18 protein-coding genes are annotated in these 21748 nt (G+C 42.7%); 11 read left to right on the top strand and 7 right to left on the bottom strand.

The genetic code is table 11. The features are described 5' to 3' along the window. Both J0L60_04290 and J0L60_04285 read right to left on the bottom strand, forming a co-directional pair. On the bottom strand, positions 1 to 420 hold the full coding sequence (locus tag J0L60_04290; protein ID MBN8545334.1) for a Na+/H+ antiporter subunit B: 420 nt from the start codon (positions 418 to 420) through the stop codon (positions 1 to 3). Continuing rightward, a complete protein-coding gene (locus J0L60_04285; protein ID MBN8545333.1) occupies positions 420 to 2711 on the bottom strand; it encodes a DUF4040 domain-containing protein in 2292 nt (763 codons plus the stop codon). The genes J0L60_04290 and J0L60_04285 overlap by 1 nt, the downstream gene beginning before the upstream one ends. 178 nt (positions 2712 to 2889) lie before the next feature. On the opposite strand from J0L60_04285, the gene J0L60_04280 reads away from it, so the two are divergent. Together J0L60_04280 and J0L60_04275 are read left to right on the top strand one after the other, a co-directional pair. Beyond that, the gene (locus J0L60_04280) at positions 2890 to 3165 is read left to right on the top strand and encodes a hypothetical protein (protein ID MBN8545332.1); all 276 of its coding nucleotides are present in this window, start codon (positions 2890 to 2892) and stop codon (positions 3163 to 3165) included. A gap of 57 nt (positions 3166 to 3222) precedes the next feature. Further along, positions 3223 to 3774, top strand: a complete 552-nt coding sequence (locus J0L60_04275; protein ID MBN8545331.1) for a TlpA family protein disulfide reductase — start codon at positions 3223 to 3225, stop codon at positions 3772 to 3774. 65 nt (positions 3775 to 3839) lie between these two features. Here the strand turns inward: J0L60_04275 and J0L60_04270 are convergent, their stop codons facing one another. Both J0L60_04270 and J0L60_04265 read right to left on the bottom strand, forming a co-directional pair. After that, positions 3840 to 5654: a cyclomaltodextrinase N-terminal domain-containing protein gene (locus J0L60_04270; GenBank protein ID MBN8545330.1), complete on the bottom strand. Its 1815-nt coding sequence runs from the start codon at positions 5652 to 5654 to the stop codon at positions 3840 to 3842. A gap of 115 nt (positions 5655 to 5769) precedes the next feature. Then, on the bottom strand, positions 5770 to 7104 hold the full coding sequence (locus J0L60_04265; protein ID MBN8545329.1) for a hypothetical protein: 1335 nt from the start codon (positions 7102 to 7104) through the stop codon (positions 5770 to 5772). 193 nt (positions 7105 to 7297) lie between these two features. On the opposite strand from J0L60_04265, the gene J0L60_04260 reads away from it, so the two are divergent. From J0L60_04260 to J0L60_04245, 4 genes are read left to right on the top strand one after another with little or no spacing between them, the layout of a single operon-like run. Next, complete coding sequence (locus J0L60_04260; GenBank protein ID MBN8545328.1) at positions 7298 to 9334, top strand: SpoIIE family protein phosphatase; 2037 nt, start codon at positions 7298 to 7300, stop codon at positions 9332 to 9334. Between the two features lie 27 nt (positions 9335 to 9361). Continuing rightward, entirely contained in the window at positions 9362 to 9745 is a 384-nt protein-coding gene (locus tag J0L60_04255) for a DUF1987 domain-containing protein (protein MBN8545327.1), read from the top strand. Then, positions 9745 to 9978, top strand: a complete 234-nt coding sequence (locus J0L60_04250) for a hypothetical protein (protein ID MBN8545326.1) — start codon at positions 9745 to 9747, stop codon at positions 9976 to 9978. The genes J0L60_04255 and J0L60_04250 overlap by 1 nt, the downstream gene beginning before the upstream one ends. 9 nt (positions 9979 to 9987) lie before the next feature. Next, positions 9988 to 12927 (top strand): AAA family ATPase, encoded by a 2940-nt coding sequence (locus tag J0L60_04245; protein ID MBN8545325.1) that lies wholly within the window; start codon positions 9988 to 9990, stop codon positions 12925 to 12927. Positions 12928 to 13026: 99 nt separating this feature from the next. Here J0L60_04245 and J0L60_04240 read toward each other — a convergent pair whose 3' ends face one another. Together J0L60_04240 and J0L60_04235 are read right to left on the bottom strand one after the other, a co-directional pair. Further along, positions 13027 to 13965, bottom strand: coding sequence for a PEGA domain-containing protein (locus tag J0L60_04240; protein MBN8545324.1), 939 nt, complete (start codon positions 13963 to 13965; stop codon positions 13027 to 13029). Positions 13966 to 13993: 28 nt separating this feature from the next. Further along, positions 13994 to 14494 carry a hypothetical protein gene (locus J0L60_04235; protein ID MBN8545323.1) on the bottom strand — a complete coding sequence of 167 codons (501 nt, stop codon included), beginning with the start codon at positions 14492 to 14494 and terminating at the stop codon, positions 13994 to 13996. Between the two features lie 95 nt (positions 14495 to 14589). Between J0L60_04235 and J0L60_04230 the strand changes: the two genes are divergently transcribed. From J0L60_04230 to J0L60_04215, 4 genes are read left to right on the top strand one after another with little or no spacing between them, the layout of a single operon-like run. Continuing rightward, positions 14590 to 15852 (top strand): hypothetical protein, encoded by a 1263-nt coding sequence (locus J0L60_04230; GenBank protein MBN8545322.1) that lies wholly within the window; start codon positions 14590 to 14592, stop codon positions 15850 to 15852. Then, on the top strand, positions 15849 to 16715 hold the full coding sequence (locus J0L60_04225) for a hypothetical protein (GenBank protein ID MBN8545321.1): 867 nt from the start codon (positions 15849 to 15851) through the stop codon (positions 16713 to 16715). Before J0L60_04230 ends, J0L60_04225 begins: the two co-directional genes overlap by 4 nt. A 33-nt stretch (positions 16716 to 16748) precedes the next feature. After that, the gene (locus J0L60_04220) at positions 16749 to 17435 is read left to right on the top strand and encodes a response regulator (GenBank protein MBN8545320.1); all 687 of its coding nucleotides are present in this window, start codon (positions 16749 to 16751) and stop codon (positions 17433 to 17435) included. Next, positions 17436 to 17843 carry an acyl-CoA thioesterase gene (locus J0L60_04215; GenBank protein ID MBN8545319.1) on the top strand — a complete coding sequence of 136 codons (408 nt, stop codon included), beginning with the start codon at positions 17436 to 17438 and terminating at the stop codon, positions 17841 to 17843. A gap of 55 nt (positions 17844 to 17898) precedes the next feature. Here J0L60_04215 and J0L60_04210 read toward each other — a convergent pair whose 3' ends face one another. Further along, positions 17899 to 18306: a hypothetical protein gene (locus J0L60_04210; protein MBN8545318.1), complete on the bottom strand. Its 408-nt coding sequence runs from the start codon at positions 18304 to 18306 to the stop codon at positions 17899 to 17901. 174 nt (positions 18307 to 18480) lie between these two features. On the opposite strand from J0L60_04210, the gene J0L60_04205 reads away from it, so the two are divergent. Then, positions 18481 to 21747 (top strand): PAS domain S-box protein, encoded by a 3267-nt coding sequence (locus J0L60_04205; protein MBN8545317.1) that lies wholly within the window; start codon positions 18481 to 18483, stop codon positions 21745 to 21747. Position 21748: the final 1 nt, after the last annotated feature.

Genomic DNA, 21748 nt, shown 5'->3' with positions numbered 1-21748 from the left:
TCAGCCCTCCTCCTCTTTCTCTGCGAGGGTAAAAATTACTTTCACCACCATCCCGGTTACAAGGAGATAGACTCCCATGTCGAAGAGGACAGGAGTGCCAAACTTTCCGATTACGGGAATTTTCATGTCGAGCCATACCCCCTGCATGAATTCACCACCCGCAATCAAGCCGGGGAAACCTGCCAGAAGTGCGACGAACAAACCGGTTGCAATCAGCATGACGGGAGGAACACGAAGCATTTCACTTGCTTCCTTAACTCCTGAAGAGAGAGTATAGAGGACGATGGCAGCCGATGCCACAAGTCCACCGACAAATCCGCCTCCCGGTTCGTTGTGGCCTCTGAAGAGAAGAAAAAGGGAAAAGAGGAACAATCCCGGCATCAAATATTTTAATGCAGTTCTCAGGATTAAACTCGGCATTATCCGTCCCTCCTGATCAGTTTCACAAGCCCGTAGATGCCAATGGCAGCAATTCCCAGCACGGTTATCTCACCCATGGTATCGATTGAGCGAAAGTCGACCAGAATCACATTGACAATGTTTCTCCCCTTCCCCTCAGTAAGGCTTTTTTCAGCAAAGAACTGTTTGAGATCCGTGCTGTGCTCCACAGAGTAAACGGCAAGAATTACAAATGTAATGAGTATCCCAACTGTGGAAGCGATGACAACATCCCTGATTTTCGCACTTTTGTTTGATATTTTCAGGAAACGGGGTAACTTGTAAAGAGCGAGAACAAAAAGTATTACCGAAAGGGTCTCGATGGAAAACTGTGTCAAAGCGAGGTCGGGTGCGCCGTAGAGGATAAAAATCATCGCCATTCCGAACCCGGTGATACCCAGTCCTGTAACGGCATAGAGTCTGCTGTTGGCAAGTGCCGCAATGAGAGCCCCAGAGATCATCACGAGTCCGACGAGGACCTCATAAATTTCAATCTGGGGATCGATGGAAATGGTACCCGCATCGAAGTGGGGGACAAAATAACCACCGGCAAGTAGTACCGCTGTGGCAAATATTGTAATTATATAATAACGCAAATATCCGTTCTGAAAGAAAGTCGTCTGCTTTTTTGATGTAATTACCAATAATTTAAGGGCTTTATCGTAAAGTTTTGAGGGCATTAAATATTCGAGTGGACCGTAAACCTGGGGCAGAAGGTAAAACTTCTCCCTCACTTTATAGAAACCGTAACCGGCAGCAAGTGTGGCAAGACTAAGAATGAAAATAAAATTGAAACCGTGCCACAGTCCCGCTTTCACAACGATCTCCCTCCCCAGAACGGGTGAAACCGCCATTGTCGCGATACCTGAAAGGAGAGATGAGGAAAAAAGTCCGAGAACCAGTCCAAGTGTAGCGGTTACGCCAATGCCAAGAGTAAGAGTAAAATCACCTTCATGCGGTTCTTTTGGGGTTTCACTTCCCTGTCCGAACCATGGATGAAAACCCGCCTGAATCGCAGAAAATACCATCACAACACCTGCAAAGAAAACAGCAAAAACGAGAAAGGGTTCCCCTTTTAGCGCATTTTCATAGAGATATTCCTTACCGATAAATCCTACAAAAGGTATTACACCCGACATGGAAAGTGCAGCCGCAATTCCGGCAAAGGCGGTAACAGGCATTTTTCTTGCAAGCCCTCCCAGTATCCGGACATCCCTCGTTCCCGTCGAGTGATCAATCGCTCCGGCAGTCAGGAAAAGTGTTCCCTTGTAGAGTGCATGTGCCACGAGATAGATTATCATAGTTTTAATGGCAAGTTCTGTACCGTAACCAATCAACATCATGAGCGTACCAAGTACACTGAGTGTTGTGTAGGCAAGTATTCGTTTAAGATCAGTCTGCTTGAGGGCAAGAAATGCACCCAGAATCATTGTATATCCGCCAAACCAGAGGAGCAGATCACCCCACAATCCAATTTCAGCAAAAACGGGGTTCATACGCGCCACGAGAAACACTCCCGCTTTCACCATGGTGGCAGAATGAAGGTAAGCACTTACAGGCGTAGGAGCTTCCATGGCATTGGGAAGCCAAAAATGGAACGGAAATTGTGCAGATTTGGTAAATGCCCCGCCGAGCATAAGGAGGATTATTGCGGTCAGGTTGCTGCTTCCCGTTATCAATGAGGGATTTTTTATCAGTTCAGAGATCGAAAATGTACCAGCCGAGAGATAAATCAGAATCACCGCAGCGAGAAGCGACAAACCACCAATTCCCGTAACAAGCAATGCCTGAAGCGCCGCATATCTCGATTCGAGGTACTTGTGTTTGAAACCAATAAGCAGAAATGATGAGAGGGATGTAAGCTCCCAGAAAATGAAGAGAAGGAGAAGATTGTCGGAGAAAACCACTCCGAGCATCGCTCCCATGAAAATCATTATGTAGATGTAGAATTTTACCGTGTCTTTTCCGGTCCCAAGATAGCTCCCCGCAAAAAGGAAGACAGCAGCACCAATTCCCGTAATAATCAATCCAAAGAGAAGACTCAATCCATCAGCTCTCATCGCCAGTTCCACCCCCATCGAAGGAATCCACTCATATACAACAGGAGGGAATCCTGAGACAGGCAACGAGAAGAAATCGAAAAGGAAAAGGAGGAACAAGCCGAGCGGCAGAAGAGAAAAAAGAATACCCGTGACCCGTCCGCTGATATTTTTTGAAATAACAGGAACGAACGGTGCAAAAATGAAGGGAAGCAGCACTTGCAGTATGAGCATTTTACTCTAAACTTCTCTCTTTTGTCAGGATATTATTTGTTTATTGAAATTTTACTTATTATATCTTAACGCTCTTAAGATAATATGAGTTCCTGATATTTATTTTTGGGTATAGTTTTGATTACATATTAGATTATTTTTACACTTCAATTTAAGAATTTTCACGAAATGGAAGTTAATGGCAAAAGAGAACAAAGAACGCAAAATCGGGAAAAAAGAGACTGAAAAACCTGTTCCCGAGTGGCTCGCATACTACAGAAAACATAAAAGCTGGATTCAGGGAGTCGTTTTTGGAATTGTGGTTATCTTTTTTCTGATTTTAAACAACACACGGACAGAACCCGAGAGCGGCAATCTTCCACCCGGAATTACTCCTGACAGCGTGAAAAATCTTCTAAAAAATGAAGTGGTGACAAAAGATACACTGCTTAAAGACAGTACTGTCAAAAAATAATTGAATCTTAATCGACTTTTGTTCATCCAACTATCTCAACTTTTTAGGAGATTATTAATGAGAATCAAATTTGCACTGGCAGCCCTGCTCGTCGTATCGCTCATCGCTTTTACTTCATGCAGCAAAAAAACGGAAACGAAACCGGTAGAAAACAAAAAAACGGAACAGCCTGAAACAAAACCGCTTGGAACCGGCACGGAGAAAGCCGCCGACTTCACGCTTAAAAATGCGGGTGGCGGAATGGATGTTAAACTTTCCGACTATAAAGGGAAAGTCGTTATTCTGGATTTTTGGGCTACATGGTGCCCGCCTTGTAGAAAAGGAATTCCCGATCTGATCGAATTACAGAAAAAATATGGTGACAGGGTTGTTGTAATAGGTGTTTCGGTGGATGATCAAAATACGATTGGTGAGGTTCCCGGCTTTATTAAGTCGATGAACATCAATTATCCTGTTGCATATGCAAACAGTGAAATTGCCGCCGCTTACGGTGGAATTGAAGCGATTCCCACTTCTTTCATTATCGATCAGGATGGAAACATCGTTGAAAAACATGTGGGTCTGGTGGATATCAGCGTTTATGAAAATGCCATCAACCAGTTAAAATAGTTTACAAACGGGAAGAATGATCGATTTCACTCTGTCATTCTTCCCTTTTCAACAAAGATAACTGCCTACCTCAACTTCAATACTACCGACTGATACGCACCCAAAACAAGTTTCCTGTCAGAGGCTATCTTCATTTCTTCATCTGTCAGGAGGTCTTTGCCTGAGAATATTCCGTTGAGTCTTTCACCAAAATTATCGAAGCCTACGGTTCTTTCTTTGTCACTTCCATTGATTGCAACCATGAATCTTTCACCGTTAAATTCTCTGAAATAGACATACACATCCTGCACAGGGGGGAAGTGTGTAAGTTTCCCATGGGTGAAGGCTTTATTGTTTCTTCTTATCTCTATCAGTTTTTTCAGATGATTGTAAAGGTCGTTTTCAGTAGAAGTCCGTCCCTCTTTGGTGAAGGCATCCCTCTGATCCTCTTTCCAGCCACCGGGGAAGTCCGCCCTCAGGTAGCCGTGATGATCCGTTCCTTTTATGCCGATTTCAGTACCGTAAAAAATCTGAGGGATCCCCCTCGTTGTCAGGAGCAATGTGAAAGCAGTTTTGAACTTGGCAATATTTCCGTTTGCTCCGAACATTCCACGGTTGATATCGTGATTATCGACAAAGGTGACAAGCTCGTTCGGGTCACCATAGAGAAAATCCATAGCGAGGGCACTGTAAACATTGTACATGTTGCCTCTCCCCTCGAGCCACTGGTAGATTACATCCCTCAGACCAAAATCTGTAAGAGATTTAATGTAATTATCGAAATTTTTACGGGTTCTGCTTCCGCTTTGATAGTAGGAGAGAAATGACGGTTCACCTGTCCACACCTCTGCAACAATATTCATGGTGGGATATTCTTCCAGAATCGTTTTTGCCCACTCAGCCATGTATCCTTCATGGTTATAGGGATATGTATCTTCACGAATGCCATCGAGACCCGCGAATTCGACCCACCAGATGGTGTTTTGCGTTATGTAATTTGCAACAAAACTGTTGGTCTGATTAAAATCGGGCATGTAGTCAGTGAACCAGCCCTCAACCACTTTTTTTATGGTTGAACTGTCGCTATTAATGTCGGGGAACACCTGTTTATGGTGAACAGGAGGCGGAGGTGAAGCGAACGAACCGTTTACCCAGCCCGGATGAGGGAGCAGTTTTGCCCACTGATGATCTTTGCTGAAATGATTCGCCACATGATCGAGGATTACCTTGATTCCCCTTTTTTGCGCCTCTTCAACCATTTTTTTGTAGAGGGCATTATCACCAAGCCGCGCATCCACACTGTAGAAATCCGTAGCAGAGTAGCCGTGATAGCTTCTGAATGTGTTGTTTTCGACTACAGGGGTCAGCCACAATGCTGTAAAACCGAGCTCTTTTATATAGTCGAGTTTGTTAATTATACCTTGCAGGTCGCCCCCGTGTCTGCCGTCATAAAATCCTCTGTCTACCGATTCTGAAAGCCCTTTAACGGCATCATTTTTTGTATCGCCATTCACAAACCTGTCGGGCATTACAAGATAAATAATATCATCTGAAGAGAATCCTGCGGGTTTTTTCCCTGTTCTTTTTTGGACGGGGAAATTCAGTTTTGTGGTTTTACCTTTTGAGGTTACTTCGATCTCATAATCACCCGGTTTTGTATCTGAAGGTATTTCAATATCGATGAACAAATAGCCATCGTTGAAACTGCTTGTCCCAAGTATCTTTACACCCGATTTTGATGCTGCCGTAGCACCCGACAACCCCTCTCCGTACACCATCAACTGGATTTTATTTTTAGTCATTCCCGTCCACCAGTTGGGAGGTTCCACTTTATTTATTTTTAGAGTCTGTGCACTAACAAAAAAGGCAAATGTAAAAAACAGTAACGCCAGTCTGAACATCTTTTTTGCTCCGGTTTAATCTTATTATTTCAATTTTCAAAAATACAAAAAAAAGCCCCAAACAAATCGGGGCTTTTTCTTACTTAAAAGTTAGAAAGTGAAACTCACCGAAGTGTCATTTCACCTGTTCTGATATCCACAGAGTCCCCTGCAAAAATGCCCACGGCGCAATGGATACATGCACAGAACCAAGATAGTTCCGGCATTGCCCCAATTCGAAAAACTCGATATTGGATTGTCCGCTCCATACTGATTTTACTTTTGTGTAATTACCGTAAGGAACAAGATCGTCATTCATGCAATGAGCTATCATGATTTTACTCTTGGGAACCCAACCGTTCCAGATATCATTTTCATGCAGAATTTTCCAGATTGAGCTGTTCGGAGTTCGCATAGAGTCGATAGTTGACTGTTTGAAAATCTTCTTTACAATTTTATCAGACGGCATTTTGGCATTAACCTCGGCTGTGGTGTGGAAACCGTCAGCAAGCGTCCAAAGATCCTTGTTGTAGGGTGCCACCAGAATCGAGTCGAAATTAAAGACCTTTGATGACTCATAAACAGAATTGTAACCTCTAAGCAGATATGGCAGGAAGTATGGAGCACCAAACGGAGAATCAGAGAGCATTACATCAATCATGGCGCCGGTGATGTCAAGAGGGGCATCCATACATGCAGCACCCGTAATGGTGATTCCACCCCTTTTTTCCAATTCTTTCACAGCAGCAAGAGTTGCATATCCGCCTTCTGAAAAGCCCATCAGGAACAACTGACCGTTCCAGACAAGATTTGTGTTGTTGCTTTTCGACTTCAGATACGCTTCCATGTTGGCTATCAGATCAGCGGTGGATTTCCCAAGCCTGTCGGCATTACAAAGCGGATGCGGTTCTCCTGTGTCGTCACCCATCCCCTGATAATCGGGAAGGATTACAGCCCAACTGTTCTTAAAAGCAAGTCCGGCAGCAATTGTAACCTCACTGAACTCCCCGGGATTGGAGTTTATCTGCCATTGTGACGGTGCGTTCTTTTTCATGAGTTCCGTAGCGTGCTGAAACGAAATAAGCGGTGCAGTTATATCCTTTCCGGGGAAATAGGGGTATATCAACTTCCCTGTGAGGGTAATGGGAGCCCCCTTGTTATCGGTTGAAGTATAGCTGATTTTACAATACCAGATGATACGGGCGCCTGAAACATTCGGGAGATTTTGTACATGATTCCCAAAGTCGGCGAGATAGTAGTTTGGTGAAGCAGCAAATTTATCGATGTGCGACATAAGTTGTGTAGTGTCGATATATTGTGCATCAAGAATCGTAATCCCGCTTGTCGAAAACGGCTTCTGGTAATTGCTGAGAGGGTCAACAGGGGTTGAGACCGGATCGCTTTTACATCCGTAAAAGGTTAAAAGAAAAAGGGAAATTATTACCACGAGGGGTGTAAATCGCTTCTGCATTGGATTTCCTGTGATTTGAAATCAACAAAATTTGACCACAAAAACTACAAAAAATTACTGATTATTCTAACGGGTATAAATAAAAAAAATGTGATTCATTTAAATTACTCTTAGATCACTTTTCATTATTTTAAGCAATCGATATTTTCTTTTTAATTTCCCTTTTAACAACCTGTTTAATAGCAGTTCCGCAATGAAATTCTCACTGAAAGCCAAATTAATTACATTTCTCTGCATCGTTTTCTCCCTGATATTTGGAGGTACTGCATGGTATACAACCTCTGTGTTGAAAGATTCAACAATTGCGAATTTTGAAGAAAGATATGAAAAGCTCGTCTTTTCTTATGCTACCCGCGTTGAAACCATTCTGAGCTCGGCTACCCATCTCGCTGATCAACTTGCAGATGTGGTCGGCAAATCGAATGGATTCGATGATGCTGAACTAAAAGCGCTGCTTGCCAAAATAATTGCTCGCGACACGGTGCTTTTTGCTGCCGGAATCGCATTCGAGCCCTATGCTTTCCTGCCAAACAAGCATCATCATGGTTTCTTTATTTATGAAAAGGGAGGAGAGAACGCTGTTATCGATTTTGGACTGGACAGTACCCGGTACAATTACCGGGACACTTCATATAACTGGTACAATAAACCTGTCATGACAGGGAAACCTTACTGGAGTTCACCATTTTACTCTTCCTTGTTAAAGGGAGTGAAAGTTGTGACTTATTCTGCTCCGATAATAAGGGATTCGAAATGTATCGGTGTAGTTGTAGTCGATTTTTCACTTGGCGACATGAACGGATTTCTAATCAGCAACTTCAAAAGCTACTCAAACCGTTTCCTTGTAATCGATGGCCAGGCCACCTACATTTCCCACCCTGACAGCGGCAGGATTCTCAACAAAAATCTTCTGACAGACCTCAATTCAGTGGCATCCGAACAATCCAGAAAAATTTTGGTGGACAGTCTGAATCTGGGTAGAAACGGCAAACTGGTAATAGATGATAAAACAGGAGAGAGAAAAATCCACGCTTTTTACTCGTATATATCTCTGAATGGATGGCGGGTAATTTTATATGAATACGAGGATGAGCTTTTTGCTTCCATCAATTCGGTTTTCCTTGTTTCAATTCTCTTTTTTGTTGCAGGGTTAATTGTTGTATTGATTTTTGTCTACTTCGGAACAGGCAATGCCCTCGCGCCACTTCAAACCGTCAGAAAATTTCTTGCAAAAATCGTCAAGGGAGACTATAAGGGAGAATTGTTGATAAACAGTTCGGATGAGTTTAATGAACTTGCTACTGATCTGAATCTGATGCAGGCAACCCTGTCGCAAAGGGAAGAAGAACTTAAGGAGATTAACAGAGAACTTGAAAACAAGGTTGCTGACCGGACAAAAGAGCTCCGTAAAACTGCCGAACTCCTTGCCAAAAGTAATGATGAACTCGGTATAAGGAACAAACTTATCTCGGACAGCATTAACTATGCAAAGAAAATCCAGGAAGCCATTCTTCCCGAAGACACACATTTAATCGGATTGCTTGATGAGTATTTCCTGATTTATCTGCCAAAAGATGTTGTGAGTGGCGATTTTTACTGGGTCGAGAAGGTTGACAGAAAAACAGTTATTGTCCTCGCTGATTGCACCGGTCACGGTGTCCCCGGAGCCTTTATGTCGATAATCGGGAAACTGTTGCTCAACGAAATAATCCTGAGAAATCAGGTCACTTCCCCTGCGGAGATTTTAGAGGAAATGGATGAAAGAATTATTGAGGAGCTTAAGAAACGGCAACATTCAGGTTCAATTGACGGGATGGACATGGGCATATGTGTTGTCGATGAGATCGACGGGTCCCTTACTTTTGCAGGTGCCTACAGACCATTAATCTACATTTCTGAAGGAAACCTGTTTGAGATAAAAGGTGTTTCAAGATCAGTGGGTGACCTGAAAAGAAAAGAACGCAAATTTACCGAAACTGTTTTATTCCCCAAATCCGATGATTCCTTCTTTCTCTTTTCTGATGGAATTGTGGACCAAAACAACGACGGGAACAAAAAACTCGGAAGCAATAAACTAAAGGAACTCTTTTCCACCGGATTTGAGAAGCCCCTCCCGGAACAAAAAGAACTTGTCCTTGCCGCTTTCCTGCAACATCGCGGAACTGAGGAACAGCGGGATGATGTAACTGTTATTGGTTTCAGAGTGAACAGGCGGCATCCAGTTCGTTAATTTAATGTATTCAAACCGGAGATAGCATTGACAAATTTAATAATTAAGCAATCAAAAAAAACACTTGGGATTGATTTTAATTGTGTTACAGGAGTCTGCACTATAACAGGATCATCGTTGCCCGAGGATTCAAGTGCATTTTTTGCTCCCGTGATCGACTGGATTTCTGACTTCACAATTAGCGGTTCTGGTAAATTGAAGTTTGAGCTGCGAGTCTATTACCTGAATTCAAGCAGTATAAAATTTATGTCGGATATCATGGAAAAACTTGAATTGTTCCACTCCTCCGGTGGTGTTGTCTCACTCGTCTGGTACCATGATGAAGATGATAATGATTCTGCTGAAACAGGTGCCGATTTTAGAGAGGATGTATCCTTTAATTTTGATATTGTCGCGGAAAGGGCTCAGTAATGGACAAAAATGAAAAAGTGTTTCAGGAATATTTTGCTCAGCTCGAAGATGCAGAAAAAGTGAAGGAACTGCTCGGGAACATCAACCGTGAGGAGATTTCCTTGGAATACATGAAACTGCTTGAAAGCTACAAGAAATTGCTGAAGTCAGTTGTAAAACTTGCCAAACTTGGCGACAGAGCTCAGGCAAGACTGATAAAATATAAAGAGATGATCGACAAAATTAAAGACTAACCGGCCAAGATGAATACAACCATTACACTGAATGAAATTATTGAGCATCTCCGAAAGGGCAGATACCGGGTCGCCCTGGATGGAGCGAAAACATACTACCTGAGAAATACTGACGATGTGGATGCAGCAGTCTGTTACGCCTGGGCGCTACTGGAAAATGGTGACCCTGTAACCGCTCAAACCCTCCTCGACCGCTCCCGAAATCTCAGGGGTGAAAATGTCTTCACCATGATTCACAGAGGGTTTCTCGAATTTCGGCTTTCAAATTATGAATCAGCCATTCAGGAACTGAACACAACCGAAGGGGAACAAAAAGAGCTTTTGGCTCTCACTTATCTGAATAAAGCCAGAATACTCGGGGGAAACGGGGAATTCGATGACGCATCCACTTATTATGAGCTTGCGTGGCTGATGGCTAAAAAGAACTACCCGGAGTGGAGCAAATTACGAAAATTTTTTGAAGCAGGGGAACTTCTGGCGAATGTTGAGGCTAATCGCTCTAATCCGGACAGGCTTAAACTACTGGTTGGAGAAGCTTTCGAGCAAAATGAGTTCTGGTTTGTTCTACGGGTTTCTGACACTCTAAAAAAGTTTCTGACACAGTCAGAATATTCCTCTGATATTCTCCCGTATGAACTTCAGTCAATGTTCAAAATGAGTCAATTGCATGCCTTGAGGGAAAGATTAAATTCCCCTGAGGTCAGACAGTCTTCGCATCCCGCCATCGAAAAATTGAGACTGACACTTTTCAGAAGTGAGGAAATGGCACTCACAAATTCCGAAATTCTCACTAATCCCGAAAAAGATGCGGGACTTGTCATTCACGACGCGGGTTTACTTTCTGTTTCCAAGGTCTGTCTGTTTGATGCAGCTTCCGACCCCGGAAATGCCACAAAAACATCTTACTCTGTCTTCGATTTCGATAGAAGCAGGGTCTTCGGAGTTGAAATTGTACTTGAAAAAAGCCCGGGATTTCAAGATCCGGGAAGGCCATTAAATGCATTTCTCGCATGGTATTCTGAGGATACACTTCTTGCACAAGTGGCGATGGACCTCGATATTTCCTCCGATGTAAATCGCTTTTCACTTCTGGAATTGTGCGATACATCAGGAGTTTCATTATGGGTAAAAGGTGCTGCTAAAATTGAGTTTTTTACTGAGCAAAAAAAGCTCTTTACTTATTCATTTGAACTGTCAGACCATTTTGAAGCAGCGAACAAAGTTCCGGAATCAAAGAACCTGAACGCACAGGATTCCGACTCTGACGGCATTGAAGTGGAACTGGAGTCGCTTAACAAATTAACAGGGTTAAGTGGAATTAAAAAAAGCGTAAAAGACCTTGCGGGATATCTTGAATTTCTGCGTGACCGAAAGGAAAAAGGGCTTGAAACCAAAGAGGGCGTTGCCATCAATGCCGTTTTTATGGGAAATCCCGGAACAGGTAAGACAACAGTTGCACGGCTGATGGGAAGAATCTATAAAAAACTCGGACTATTGACAAATGGAGAGGTGATCGAAGTAGACCGCTCTTCCCTTGTGGGTCAGTATGTGGGCGAAACAGCAAAGATTACCGATGCTGTCATCGAGAAATCCATTGGGAATGTCCTCTTCATTGATGAGGCATATACCCTTGTAAAAGCGGGAGTATCCAACGATTTCGGTCAGGAGGCAATCGACACATTGCTCAAAAGGATGGAAGACAGACGCGGTGAGTTTTTTGTGATAGTTGCCGGTTACCCTGCAAACATGACAGAATTTATGAACAGCAATCCAGGGTTAAGATCAAGATTTAATCATGAGTTTATGTTTGAAGACTACTCCCCCGAAGAGTTGATGGAAATTTTCCGCTCATTCGCAGCAACTGAGGAATATAAAATCTCAGAAACTGCCGAAAAAACCCTTATAACTGAATTTACAGGAATCTACCGGAAAAGGGACTCCTCTTTCGGAAATGCAAGGGAAGTAAGAAAAATATTTGAAGAAGTCAAGCTGGAACTGGGCAGATCATACGCTCAACTCTCATCACGGGAGCGGACAATGGAAAAACTTTCCCAAATTGAACACGACCATATAGCCGCCATTTTCAAAGGCCGGCAACCCGACATAAAGGATGATAAATCCTGGCTATTAAAAAGCAGAGCAGATAATAATCTCGATAAATATCTGAAAGAGCTCGATGCTCTTACCGGTTTGCAGGGTGTTAAAGAAAAAATTGACGACCTTGTAAAGGGTCTTCGAATTTCAAAACTGCGGGCAGAAAGAGGAATGACCGTGATCAACAAACCTCTTCATTGCGTCTTCTCAGGGAATCCGGGAACGGGAAAAACCACGGTTGCCCGGCTGTTAAGTAATATCTTCAGGGAACTTGGACTCCTTTCAAAGGGTCACCTCATAGAAGTGGACAGGGCAAAACTGGTTGCCGGATATGTAGGACAAACAGCCATAAAAACCGGGAAGGTAATCGAAGAGGCAAAGGGTGGCACCCTCTTCATCGATGAGGCATATACTCTTACAAAACAGGCAAACGACTTTGGTCAGGAGGCTGTTGAAGTACTGCTCAAGAAAATGGAAGATAACAGCAGCGATCTGATTGTGATTGTTGCAGGGTACTCCAGAGAAATGGGGCTTTTCCTGGAAACCAATCCGGGGCTCACCTCAAGATTCACCAACAATATTGTCTTTGAAGATTACACACCCGATGAATTGCTGGTAATTGCCGAAAGATTAATGTCTGCCAACGGGTATGTTGCTGATTCATCTGGAACGGAAAAACTTAAACTGACTCTGGAATCAGTTTTCAGCACGAGGGACAAAAACTTTGGTAATGCCAGGACAGTAAGAAATATCGTTTTTAATGCGATCTCCCGTCAGGAAAAAAGGCTGGCAAATCTTGCAATGCCGAATGATGATGAACTGCGGACGCTCACCGGAGAAGACTTCCTCGAATAAAAAAAAGGCTGCCTGATCAGGCAGCCTCATAAATTCAAACCAAAGAAAAATCAATTATTTACAGGGTTTCCCCCGTAATCATGATTCACACTTAATCCGTTAGAATCTTGTGTCGTTCTTTGTTCTGTTATAATACCAGCGAAGCTCAACATAAGCAGGGTCGGAGACACTTGATCCACCGCCGAAGCCTGTGATTTTCATCTTGGAATAGTTCTGGTCAGCAGTATACATGAAGAAGTAGTTATTTACTCTATCGCCAACGCTGAGTGTCCAGGTATTGTCTTTTACAGGTGAATCTTCGCCATCAGCGAGGTTTGTACCTGTTCCAAGTTTGAAGAAAGTCTCTCTTGGAAGACCGAAATCTTTAGCAGATGAAATGATGTAACCGGCTGTTCTGTAGTAGATATCAACTGAATCCTTGCTCACGCCTGATCCGATAGTTGAAGCTCTGCCCACCGACAGGATAAGTCCACTTGGAACACTTGCAGTTGAGAATGATTCGTAGATTTTCACTGAAACGAATTCAACAACATTTAAAGCCTTCAAAGTGACCGAAACGCCTGTGAGAGGTGAATCAGCAGGTATCGTAAATGTGGTATCCGCATAACCGATAAGGGAGAGCGTGATGGTGTTTGTACCGAGTGCGAGACGGATTCCGGCAGGGGTTACACTTCCGGTGTTTACGCCGTTAAGATAAATTTTTGCACCTGCAGGTGTCGAACTTACCTGGAATGAAGCTTCTGTAAGTGCTACACTTTTTGAAACTGTCTGGTTCGCAAGAACGGTTACGCTGAAGGTTGTATCTTTGTAAAGGGTTTTCTTCAGTGTTATGTTGTATGTGCCTGCATTAAGTGAAAGAGTGTCGCCTGTTTTTTTACCTGAGCTTGAGCCATTGACATAGATGTCTGCTGAAGTCGGGGTTGAAGTGATAAATACTTTTCCTGTGTCAGGGTTAAGCGGGTTATCTTTGTTATCGCATCCTGTAAGAAACAGAATGGTTGAGAGAGTAAAGATGGTGAAAAGGAGTTTCCTTGTCATGTATTATTCCTCCGAATATGGATGGTTGTTATTTATTAAATGAAAAATTAACGGTAATACCGCCCTGTCGTTTTTCTGTAAAGCTACCGGATATGTTTCTACCGTTTGGTGCTACTTTTCCTGAGTAGGTTCCTGATGATCTTGTCTGATCAGTATCGGACATGTAAAATGCCCCTGTCTCAGGATTTACTGTTCCGGCAACGCTGTGCGTGGCAACATTGCGATAGTTGACGACAATCACCCCCGTAAACTGATTTCCGGTCTGATTGGTGATTTTCAGGGTGGCGTCATAATTCGCCAGCTTTCCCTGCCAGGTTCCTGTAACTGTGGCAACTTTTTTCACACCGGCTGTATCGGATTTGACAGAATCTTTCGATTTTGAGGTGTCTGAAACGGTTTTTGAAGTGTCGGTGGTTACCTGTTTGGTGGTGTCCGGCTGGGCTGCGGGTTTATCTTTTTTGGTACATCCTGTAAAAAAGATGTTAAAAGAAAGTAAAAGTACGATTAAAATTTTTATTTTGCTGTTCATGTTGTTTTATTATTTGTGAAATACTTTTTTTACGAATTCAATTTACGAAATTAAACAATTAATCTATAAGAATATGTGATTTAGACACAAAAAAATTGAATACACGAGCATACAACAAAAACTTATCAATCATTTTCCTCAGCAATCACTTATTTGCCTTTTATTACAACAATGCAAAGAGGTATTCCGGCAAAAAAAGGTTCAAAGTCTTTCAGGTTGAATCTTCAGGCGAGAATCCCGGATTCTCCGCGGCTTTACCTCCGGAAGTCATTAAAAAACTGTCTGACAGCAACATCGTTCTCGTTTCCGACAGCGAACTCCTGCATCACGAGAATAAAAATGCCGGAAACATAACTTTTTCGAACAGAATCATAGATGAACTTTTCAATTACCTTAACCATCAGGGAGTAAAGGCACCTGTAATAATCTCGTCGCTTGCTTCCCCTGAGATTCTGTTCCACTATTACGCCAAAAACCTGAAATTTTTCCCCGACGACCGTACCTACATCCTCTCGGGCGACGATGATCTCATCTTCGAAGCCAGACTTAGAGGGAAAGGACTCGCAGAAGCCAGGCTCCTGCATTTCGATAACTTCGACCCTGCAAACAAGGAATATGAGAACTGCGACCACCTCATTACTTTCACTGCCGACCCCTATGCCTTCAGGTTTGAGGAGGCAATAGAACAAATCAGGAATGACAATGTTCTCGTGGCAAACAACGAGAACTTCACTCTTGAGGAAAACAGCGAAGATGGAAAATCTTACAAAGGTATTTACAATCTCTGCGAGATGGTCTCAACATTATACTTCTCAATGTCACTTCCTGTTCCTGGACTACTTACTAAAGAGGAAGTGGAAGAATCCGAAAAAAATCTTGCAATCAGAGCCGCCAATAAAATAAACAAGGCAGCCGCTGCCGTTTTTGCATTGGTTGTGCTTTTCACTCTCATTTCAACCCTTGGCCTTATCTCCCTCTCAAACGCAGCAGACGAACTTGAGGCTTACAAAACCTCTAAAAAAGAGATTTATCAAACTGTGAGTGAGTACGGTGAGAAAGTTTTGCAGATACCCGGCAGCAGGGAGAAACTGCCAATGATTAAGTCGAAATTCGTCGAAATTTCTGCATTTCTAAAGAAGATTGAAAGCTATGCGGTCGATAAAAACATCCAAATCACGAAAATAACCGTGGAGCCCAATAACTATATTCTGATCCGTGGTTACGCTGAATCTCCTGCAGTCGCATCCGGATTTGTTGATAAAATTACCGGGGCTCAACTTCTTTCCTCAGAAATTTTTAGAACCGATGCGGATACTTTCACTGCCTTTCGAATAATGATTCCCGGAGAAGTGAAGTGAAACTCAGCGTAATGAAATTTAGTGAATTGAAGCCCCACTTGAAGCCAGCTTTTCTTTTCGCTGCAGGTTGCGTCGTGCTGCTCCTTCTGAATTTTTTCTTCCTGCTTCCTGCCCGTGCGGAAATAAGAAAGGAATTTGCATCTCTCGGACTGACTCCGGGAGATGATATCAATACGGGAATGCAGGCGATTTATTCAAAAATCGACCTCTTGATCAACAATGATACCACAACAAGATATAACCTCTTTCCCTCAGTGGAAACGCGACAACTTCGTCTTCTTGTGGACAGTATCCAGTTTTCACTTACGACCGGATTCAGATATTCCATTTCCGAGATGGATTCTGTAAAATACAAAGATTTTGTTATCAAACAGTTCAAAATCCAGGGAAAATCTTCATTCCTCGGTCTCTCCGGTTTTATATCATCAATTGAAGAATATCCGATGCTCATGAGATTTGCATCCGCCGATTTCAAGTATTATGGCGTTCTGGAAGGGAGTGTTTCATTTGTCGAGTACGAACTGGTGCTCGCAGTACCACTTCAACCGGAAGGATTTTTTCTGCCTCAGGTTACCTGGGAGGCTGACAGTCTGTTTGAGCAGGTTGATATTTTTCTTCCTTTTGTTCCAAACATCCAGTCAGTTTCCGATGCAGGAACAATAGACCTTTCCGAGTATGAACTTCGTTCCATTAAGAACGGGGAAGCTGTGTTCCAGCATCTGAGATTCAATACAAAAATGGTTTTGAAGACGGGGGATGAAGTAAAACACGGGATAATAAAGGAAATCACCGAAAACAGCGTAAAAGTCCTCTTTCTTAACAGGAATGAAGTTGATTTGGTTGAATTAAAAGTTAGTGATTGATTATATTTTGTTTCAATATTTTACAGAGTTGCCATGAGTCTAATTTTAGCGGTCGATGACCACGAACAGAATATCAAGTATCTTGAAACAATACTAAAGCGGGAGAAGCACGACTTCATATTTGCGTATGATGGTGAAACAGGGATGAAAATGGCGTTTGAATATCTCCCCGACCTGATTCTGCTGGATATCATGCTTCCGGGAATGAACGGACTTGAGGTGTGCCAAAATCTCAGTTCCGACGAAAAAACAGCCGACATTCCGATAATTCTCGTTACCGCAAGAGTAACGGCCGAAGACACCTCCATCGGTTTACAGGCAGGTGCCCATGACTATGTTAAAAAACCGTTCGACAGAGTGGAGATTCTCGCAAGGATCCATTCAGCCCTGAAATTCAGAGAGATCAGAAAACAGATGATCGAGTCGGAGAGACTGAATATGTTCGCCGCGACAGTGGTAACCGCCAATCACAAAATAAAGCAGCCGCTTACCGTAATTAAACTGGCTGTTTCTGCACTGAAAAGAGAAATCAGCAAACCGGAACTTTCGAAAGAAGCCATTACGAAAAGAATTGACTACATCGAAACCGCAGTGAACGATGTCGCCTACATCCTCGATCAGCTCAAGGAAATACAGGAGCCGAAGATGTCGGACTATGTAAAAGATGTGAAAATGGTCGATATCGAGAGTTCAACAAAGCTTTCTGACCCGGAGCTGTAGTTGTTCTCAAAATTCAGAAGTGAAATTAAAGTCCGCCCCGATGATGTGGATGTGAATAATCATGTCCATTTCACAAAATATCTCGATTATGTACTTGCCGCAAGATATGACCAGATGGAAAACAACTATAAATTCCCGATGGATGATTTTCTGAAAAGAAAACTCACATGGGTCGTCTCAAAAACCACAATTGAATATAAACGATCGCTCATGATGGGTGACACTGCACTGGTTGAGACCGGAATGGAATCTTTCGGGGGAGCCAACTGTACGGTTGATTTTACCATATTTAATAAAAAAACCATGAAGATCGTCGCAACCGGAAAGTTCTTCTACACTTTGGTATCTTCTGAAACTGGGCGTCCGGTTCGCCTCCCCGATGATGTAATCTCCTACTACTCTATTTAAACATAAAAAAGGCTGCCATTTTCAGACAGCCTTTGATAAAAAGCTCCAACCGGAATTAGTTTTGAGTAGTACCGGCTTTTTTAGCGCTTGGGTGTGTAACCTTTTCGGGTATCGCGTGCACTTTGCTTTCAGGATTATGACAGCTCATGCAATCGATATCTTTAGGGTTAAAGTTTTCAACCTTCATTTTGTCGACATGGCATGAAAGACAGGCTGCTGCTTCTTTTGGATTGGCAACTTTGTTCTTGTCAGCGATTTCCTTTGCTTCCGGTTTGTCGAAAGCTTCAGTTACTTTGGCATGATTGGTCTGAAGCCATGCCTTGAACTCATCAAATTTGTTTTTGCCTTCTTTATGACAACTGTTGCACATTTTTATTTTTGCATCAGCGGGTGCCTTTTGGGCGGTTACTGTACCGGCGGTAAAAAAGAATACCACAGCGGCTAACAATAAAAGGTTCTTCATAGGGTTTTGTCCTTTACTAATTAATTTTTTTCGCAACTTAAAATAATCCTCTTTATATTTATATGCAAGATATTTTGTAACATCTTTCACTATTTTACCACCCAAAATCAAAAAAGTTCCATTATTTTTATGTCATGGCAATAGATTAAATTGCATTCCTTAATCTCAGTTATTATGCCAAAGAAAAAAACAGACAATTCCGCTTATTCTTTCCTGCCCGTGGATTCACTTCCGATTGGGATCGTGATTTTCGACAACGACCTCGTGACCACATCCATCAACTCCGCCCTCTTCAGGATGGGAGTTCTTAATCAGTCAATTTCGGAGGACAACCAATCCGTCAATCTTCTTGAAACCCGGCTTTTCGATTATGTCGATCTTGCTGAAGACCTCCTCAAAGTAAAAGATGGAATAGCCTTCGAAAGAGAGATAAGAAGAATAAGTTCGGGGAAAAGAAACATAAGCCTGATTTGTAAATGTGTTCCTCTTTATTCGGATGATGACTTTTCAGGTGGGCTGATAATAGTGGAGGATCTCCGGGTAATTCCCGAACTCGTAATGAGTACGAATCTCCACTATGAAAAGACCGGCGACATCCTTTCGTCATTGTACGATCTCGTCTTCATAACAAAGGATGATGGTAAAATTCTTTTTTACGGAGGGCGACAGGTCTTCAAGTATTTAAGCGAAAGTTCACCTGTCCTGAAAGAGTCTGTTTTTTCACTCCTGAAACTGAATCCGACTTCCATTAAAGTGACAGAACTGCAATCATCCACTCTGATTGAACTTAAAAAGGACCGGGAATTACACTTTCTGAACCTTAAGTCAATTCCTTTTTTCGATGCTGACGAAAAACCCAGAATTCTGTTCACCCTTGATGATGTGTCGCATCAGGAGATGAATTTGAAATCTCTTGAAAAGCAAATAGGAGAACTCTCGACTTACGCAGTTCTCGCTGAAAAAGGGGGGCTGGCGATTTTCTCCGTAAACAAAAAAAAGGAAATCGTATCATGGAGCAAGGAAGCCGAAAACTTTTTTGGCTACAAAAAACTTGAGGTCTTCAACAAAAATGTCTCCCTGATTATCAACCACTTCCCGCCGTTACTCAAGGGGGGTGTTTTCAGGTCTCTCTACAACTCTGCAAAAAACACCGGACTCGGTGAGTTCAGACTGATCGAAAATATCGATTCCCAGGGCGGCGCCACCATTATCTGCCGGGATATTTTCGAAGAGGAAAAGGAAAAACGGGCTCTGCAACTTACAAACCGGCAGTTGAGAACCTTTTTGAATTCATCCGAAGACCTCATCTGCGAATTCGACAATGAAGGACGGATCATTAAGGCAAATGAAAGATTTTACTCGATCCTCTCATATGATTCACAAAAAAGAGACCTGAATCTTAACGATCTTTTTACGGATGAGAGCATCGTAATTGACCAGGTGCGAACTTCCGGCATTCAAAAAAGAAATTTAAGAGCTAAAACGAGCACCGGCAGAGTCTTCCCGGCGGAAGTTACTTTCGTTTATTTTGAGGAAGACGAGACATTCTCAAGCTTTGCCTGCCTGATAAGGGATATTTCCTCAAGGGAGAAGACTACTCAGGACATCCTTCTGATGCAGTCAATCTTCGAGGCATCCAACGATGGAATTGCCGTTGAAGAAGCGGATTCTCTCATCTTTGTGAACAACAGCTTTGTGAGAATATTCGGATATGATTCTGAACTCGAGATTATCGGGAAAAGCTTCAATTCCTTCATACATCCTGTAGATGACCCGTTGAACTCAACAGAGGGAAAGGAATTTAACGGAGTAAAAAAAGACGGGAATGCTTTCATCGCAGAGGTGTCGAGAGCTTCATTCGAATTTAACAACAAAACCTTTAATGTCCTAATCGTCAGGGACATCACTCAGATGAGGCTCGCCAGGAAACTGATCGAGGAGTCCGAAGCAAAATACAGAAGTATAGCCGAGAATATTGATGACTTTTTGTGGGTCTCCGAAATAGTCGAAAACCGGCTCTCTCCTGTTTTTGTCACCTCCTCATTTGTCGCCATGACCGGTTTTAAAGTCTCAGAATTTGTCGGAAACAACCATTTCTGGTTCAGGATAATCCACCCCGAAGACCTCGATGGCTATTTCCTTGACCTCAAAAACCTGCTCAGGAACAAATACAAAAACGGCGGTGCTCTTGAATGCAGAATAATCGCAAAAAACGGCGCCTCAATCTGGGTAAAAAATAAAATTTCTTTCGTGAGGGAGGGCGACAAGATTGTAAAAATGTTCGGGCTTGTTTCTGATATCACAAAACAAAAGCAGGCTGAAGACGAAATTAACCAGTCCACCGAAAACCTGAAAAAACTGAACGAAGCCAAAGACAGATTTATCTCGATTATCTCTCACGACATGAGAACCCCGTTCAGTTCCATCTTGGGATTTACCGATTTCCTTCTCTCCGAGGAAATGTCGCCCGAAGAGATGAAAAAATACATCACTTATATTCAGGATTCGACAAAAATCATGCTTGGACTGGTAAACTCCCTTCTCGACTGGACACGGCTCCAGACAGGAAAAATGAAGTTCGAACCCGTCAAACAAAATCTGCATCTTATCGTCAGTAAATCTTTTTCTGCAGTATCCGGAACAGCCCTGCAAAAAAATATTACACTTCAAAATAATATACCTGAGGAAGTGGTTGTTTTTGTCGATCAAAATCTTGTGTTGCAGGTTTTCAACAATCTCTTCTCCAATGCCATTAAATTCACTCCCAAAGGAGGTTTGATTACCGCCGGGATTACAGGGAAAGTGGAGGGCCGATTCCTTGAAGTATTTGTGAGGGATACAGGAGTCGGAATAAAGAAGGGGGATTTGGACAAGGTTTTCAAGGTAGACACAAAATTCACAACTGTCGGTACTGCCGGTGAAAAAGGAACAGGTCTCGGTTTAAGCCTCGTAAAGGAAATTGTTGAGAAACATGGAGGGAGTATTGATCTGACAAGCAAGGAAGGAGAAGGGACGACCTTCAACCTCTCGTTGCCAATCGCCTCATCCCGTATTGCTCTCGTGGAATCCAGTGCCACCGACCGGGTACTGTACGCAAAGATCATCTCCAATCTCCTGCCGGGTTATGAGGTTGATCAATTTAAGGATATCGAAAGTGCTGCAAAAAGTATCATCAATTCTGTACCAGCTTTGGTAATCTCGGGACATTCCTTCGATGAGAGGACGGGACTTGACCTGATTAAAAGTATCAACTCATCCTTCGACAGGGCAAGGATACCTGTGATAATTCTCGGAAACGGGCTCGGTAAAAGCGAAAACATTGCTTATTCAGAAGCAGGAGCGGAAGCCATATTCAATAAGCCCGTCAATCTTCAGAAATTTAAAGAAGCCATTTTGAATGCTGTCAAAACAATATTTACCCTGAAACCACTCAACAAATAGA

The sequence above is a fragment of the Ignavibacteria bacterium genome, assembly GCA_017302895.1.
Taxonomy (GTDB): Bacteria; Bacteroidota; Ignavibacteria; order Ignavibacteriales; family Ignavibacteriaceae; genus UTCHB3.
This window is presented reverse-complemented; position numbering and strand designations above follow the sequence as displayed.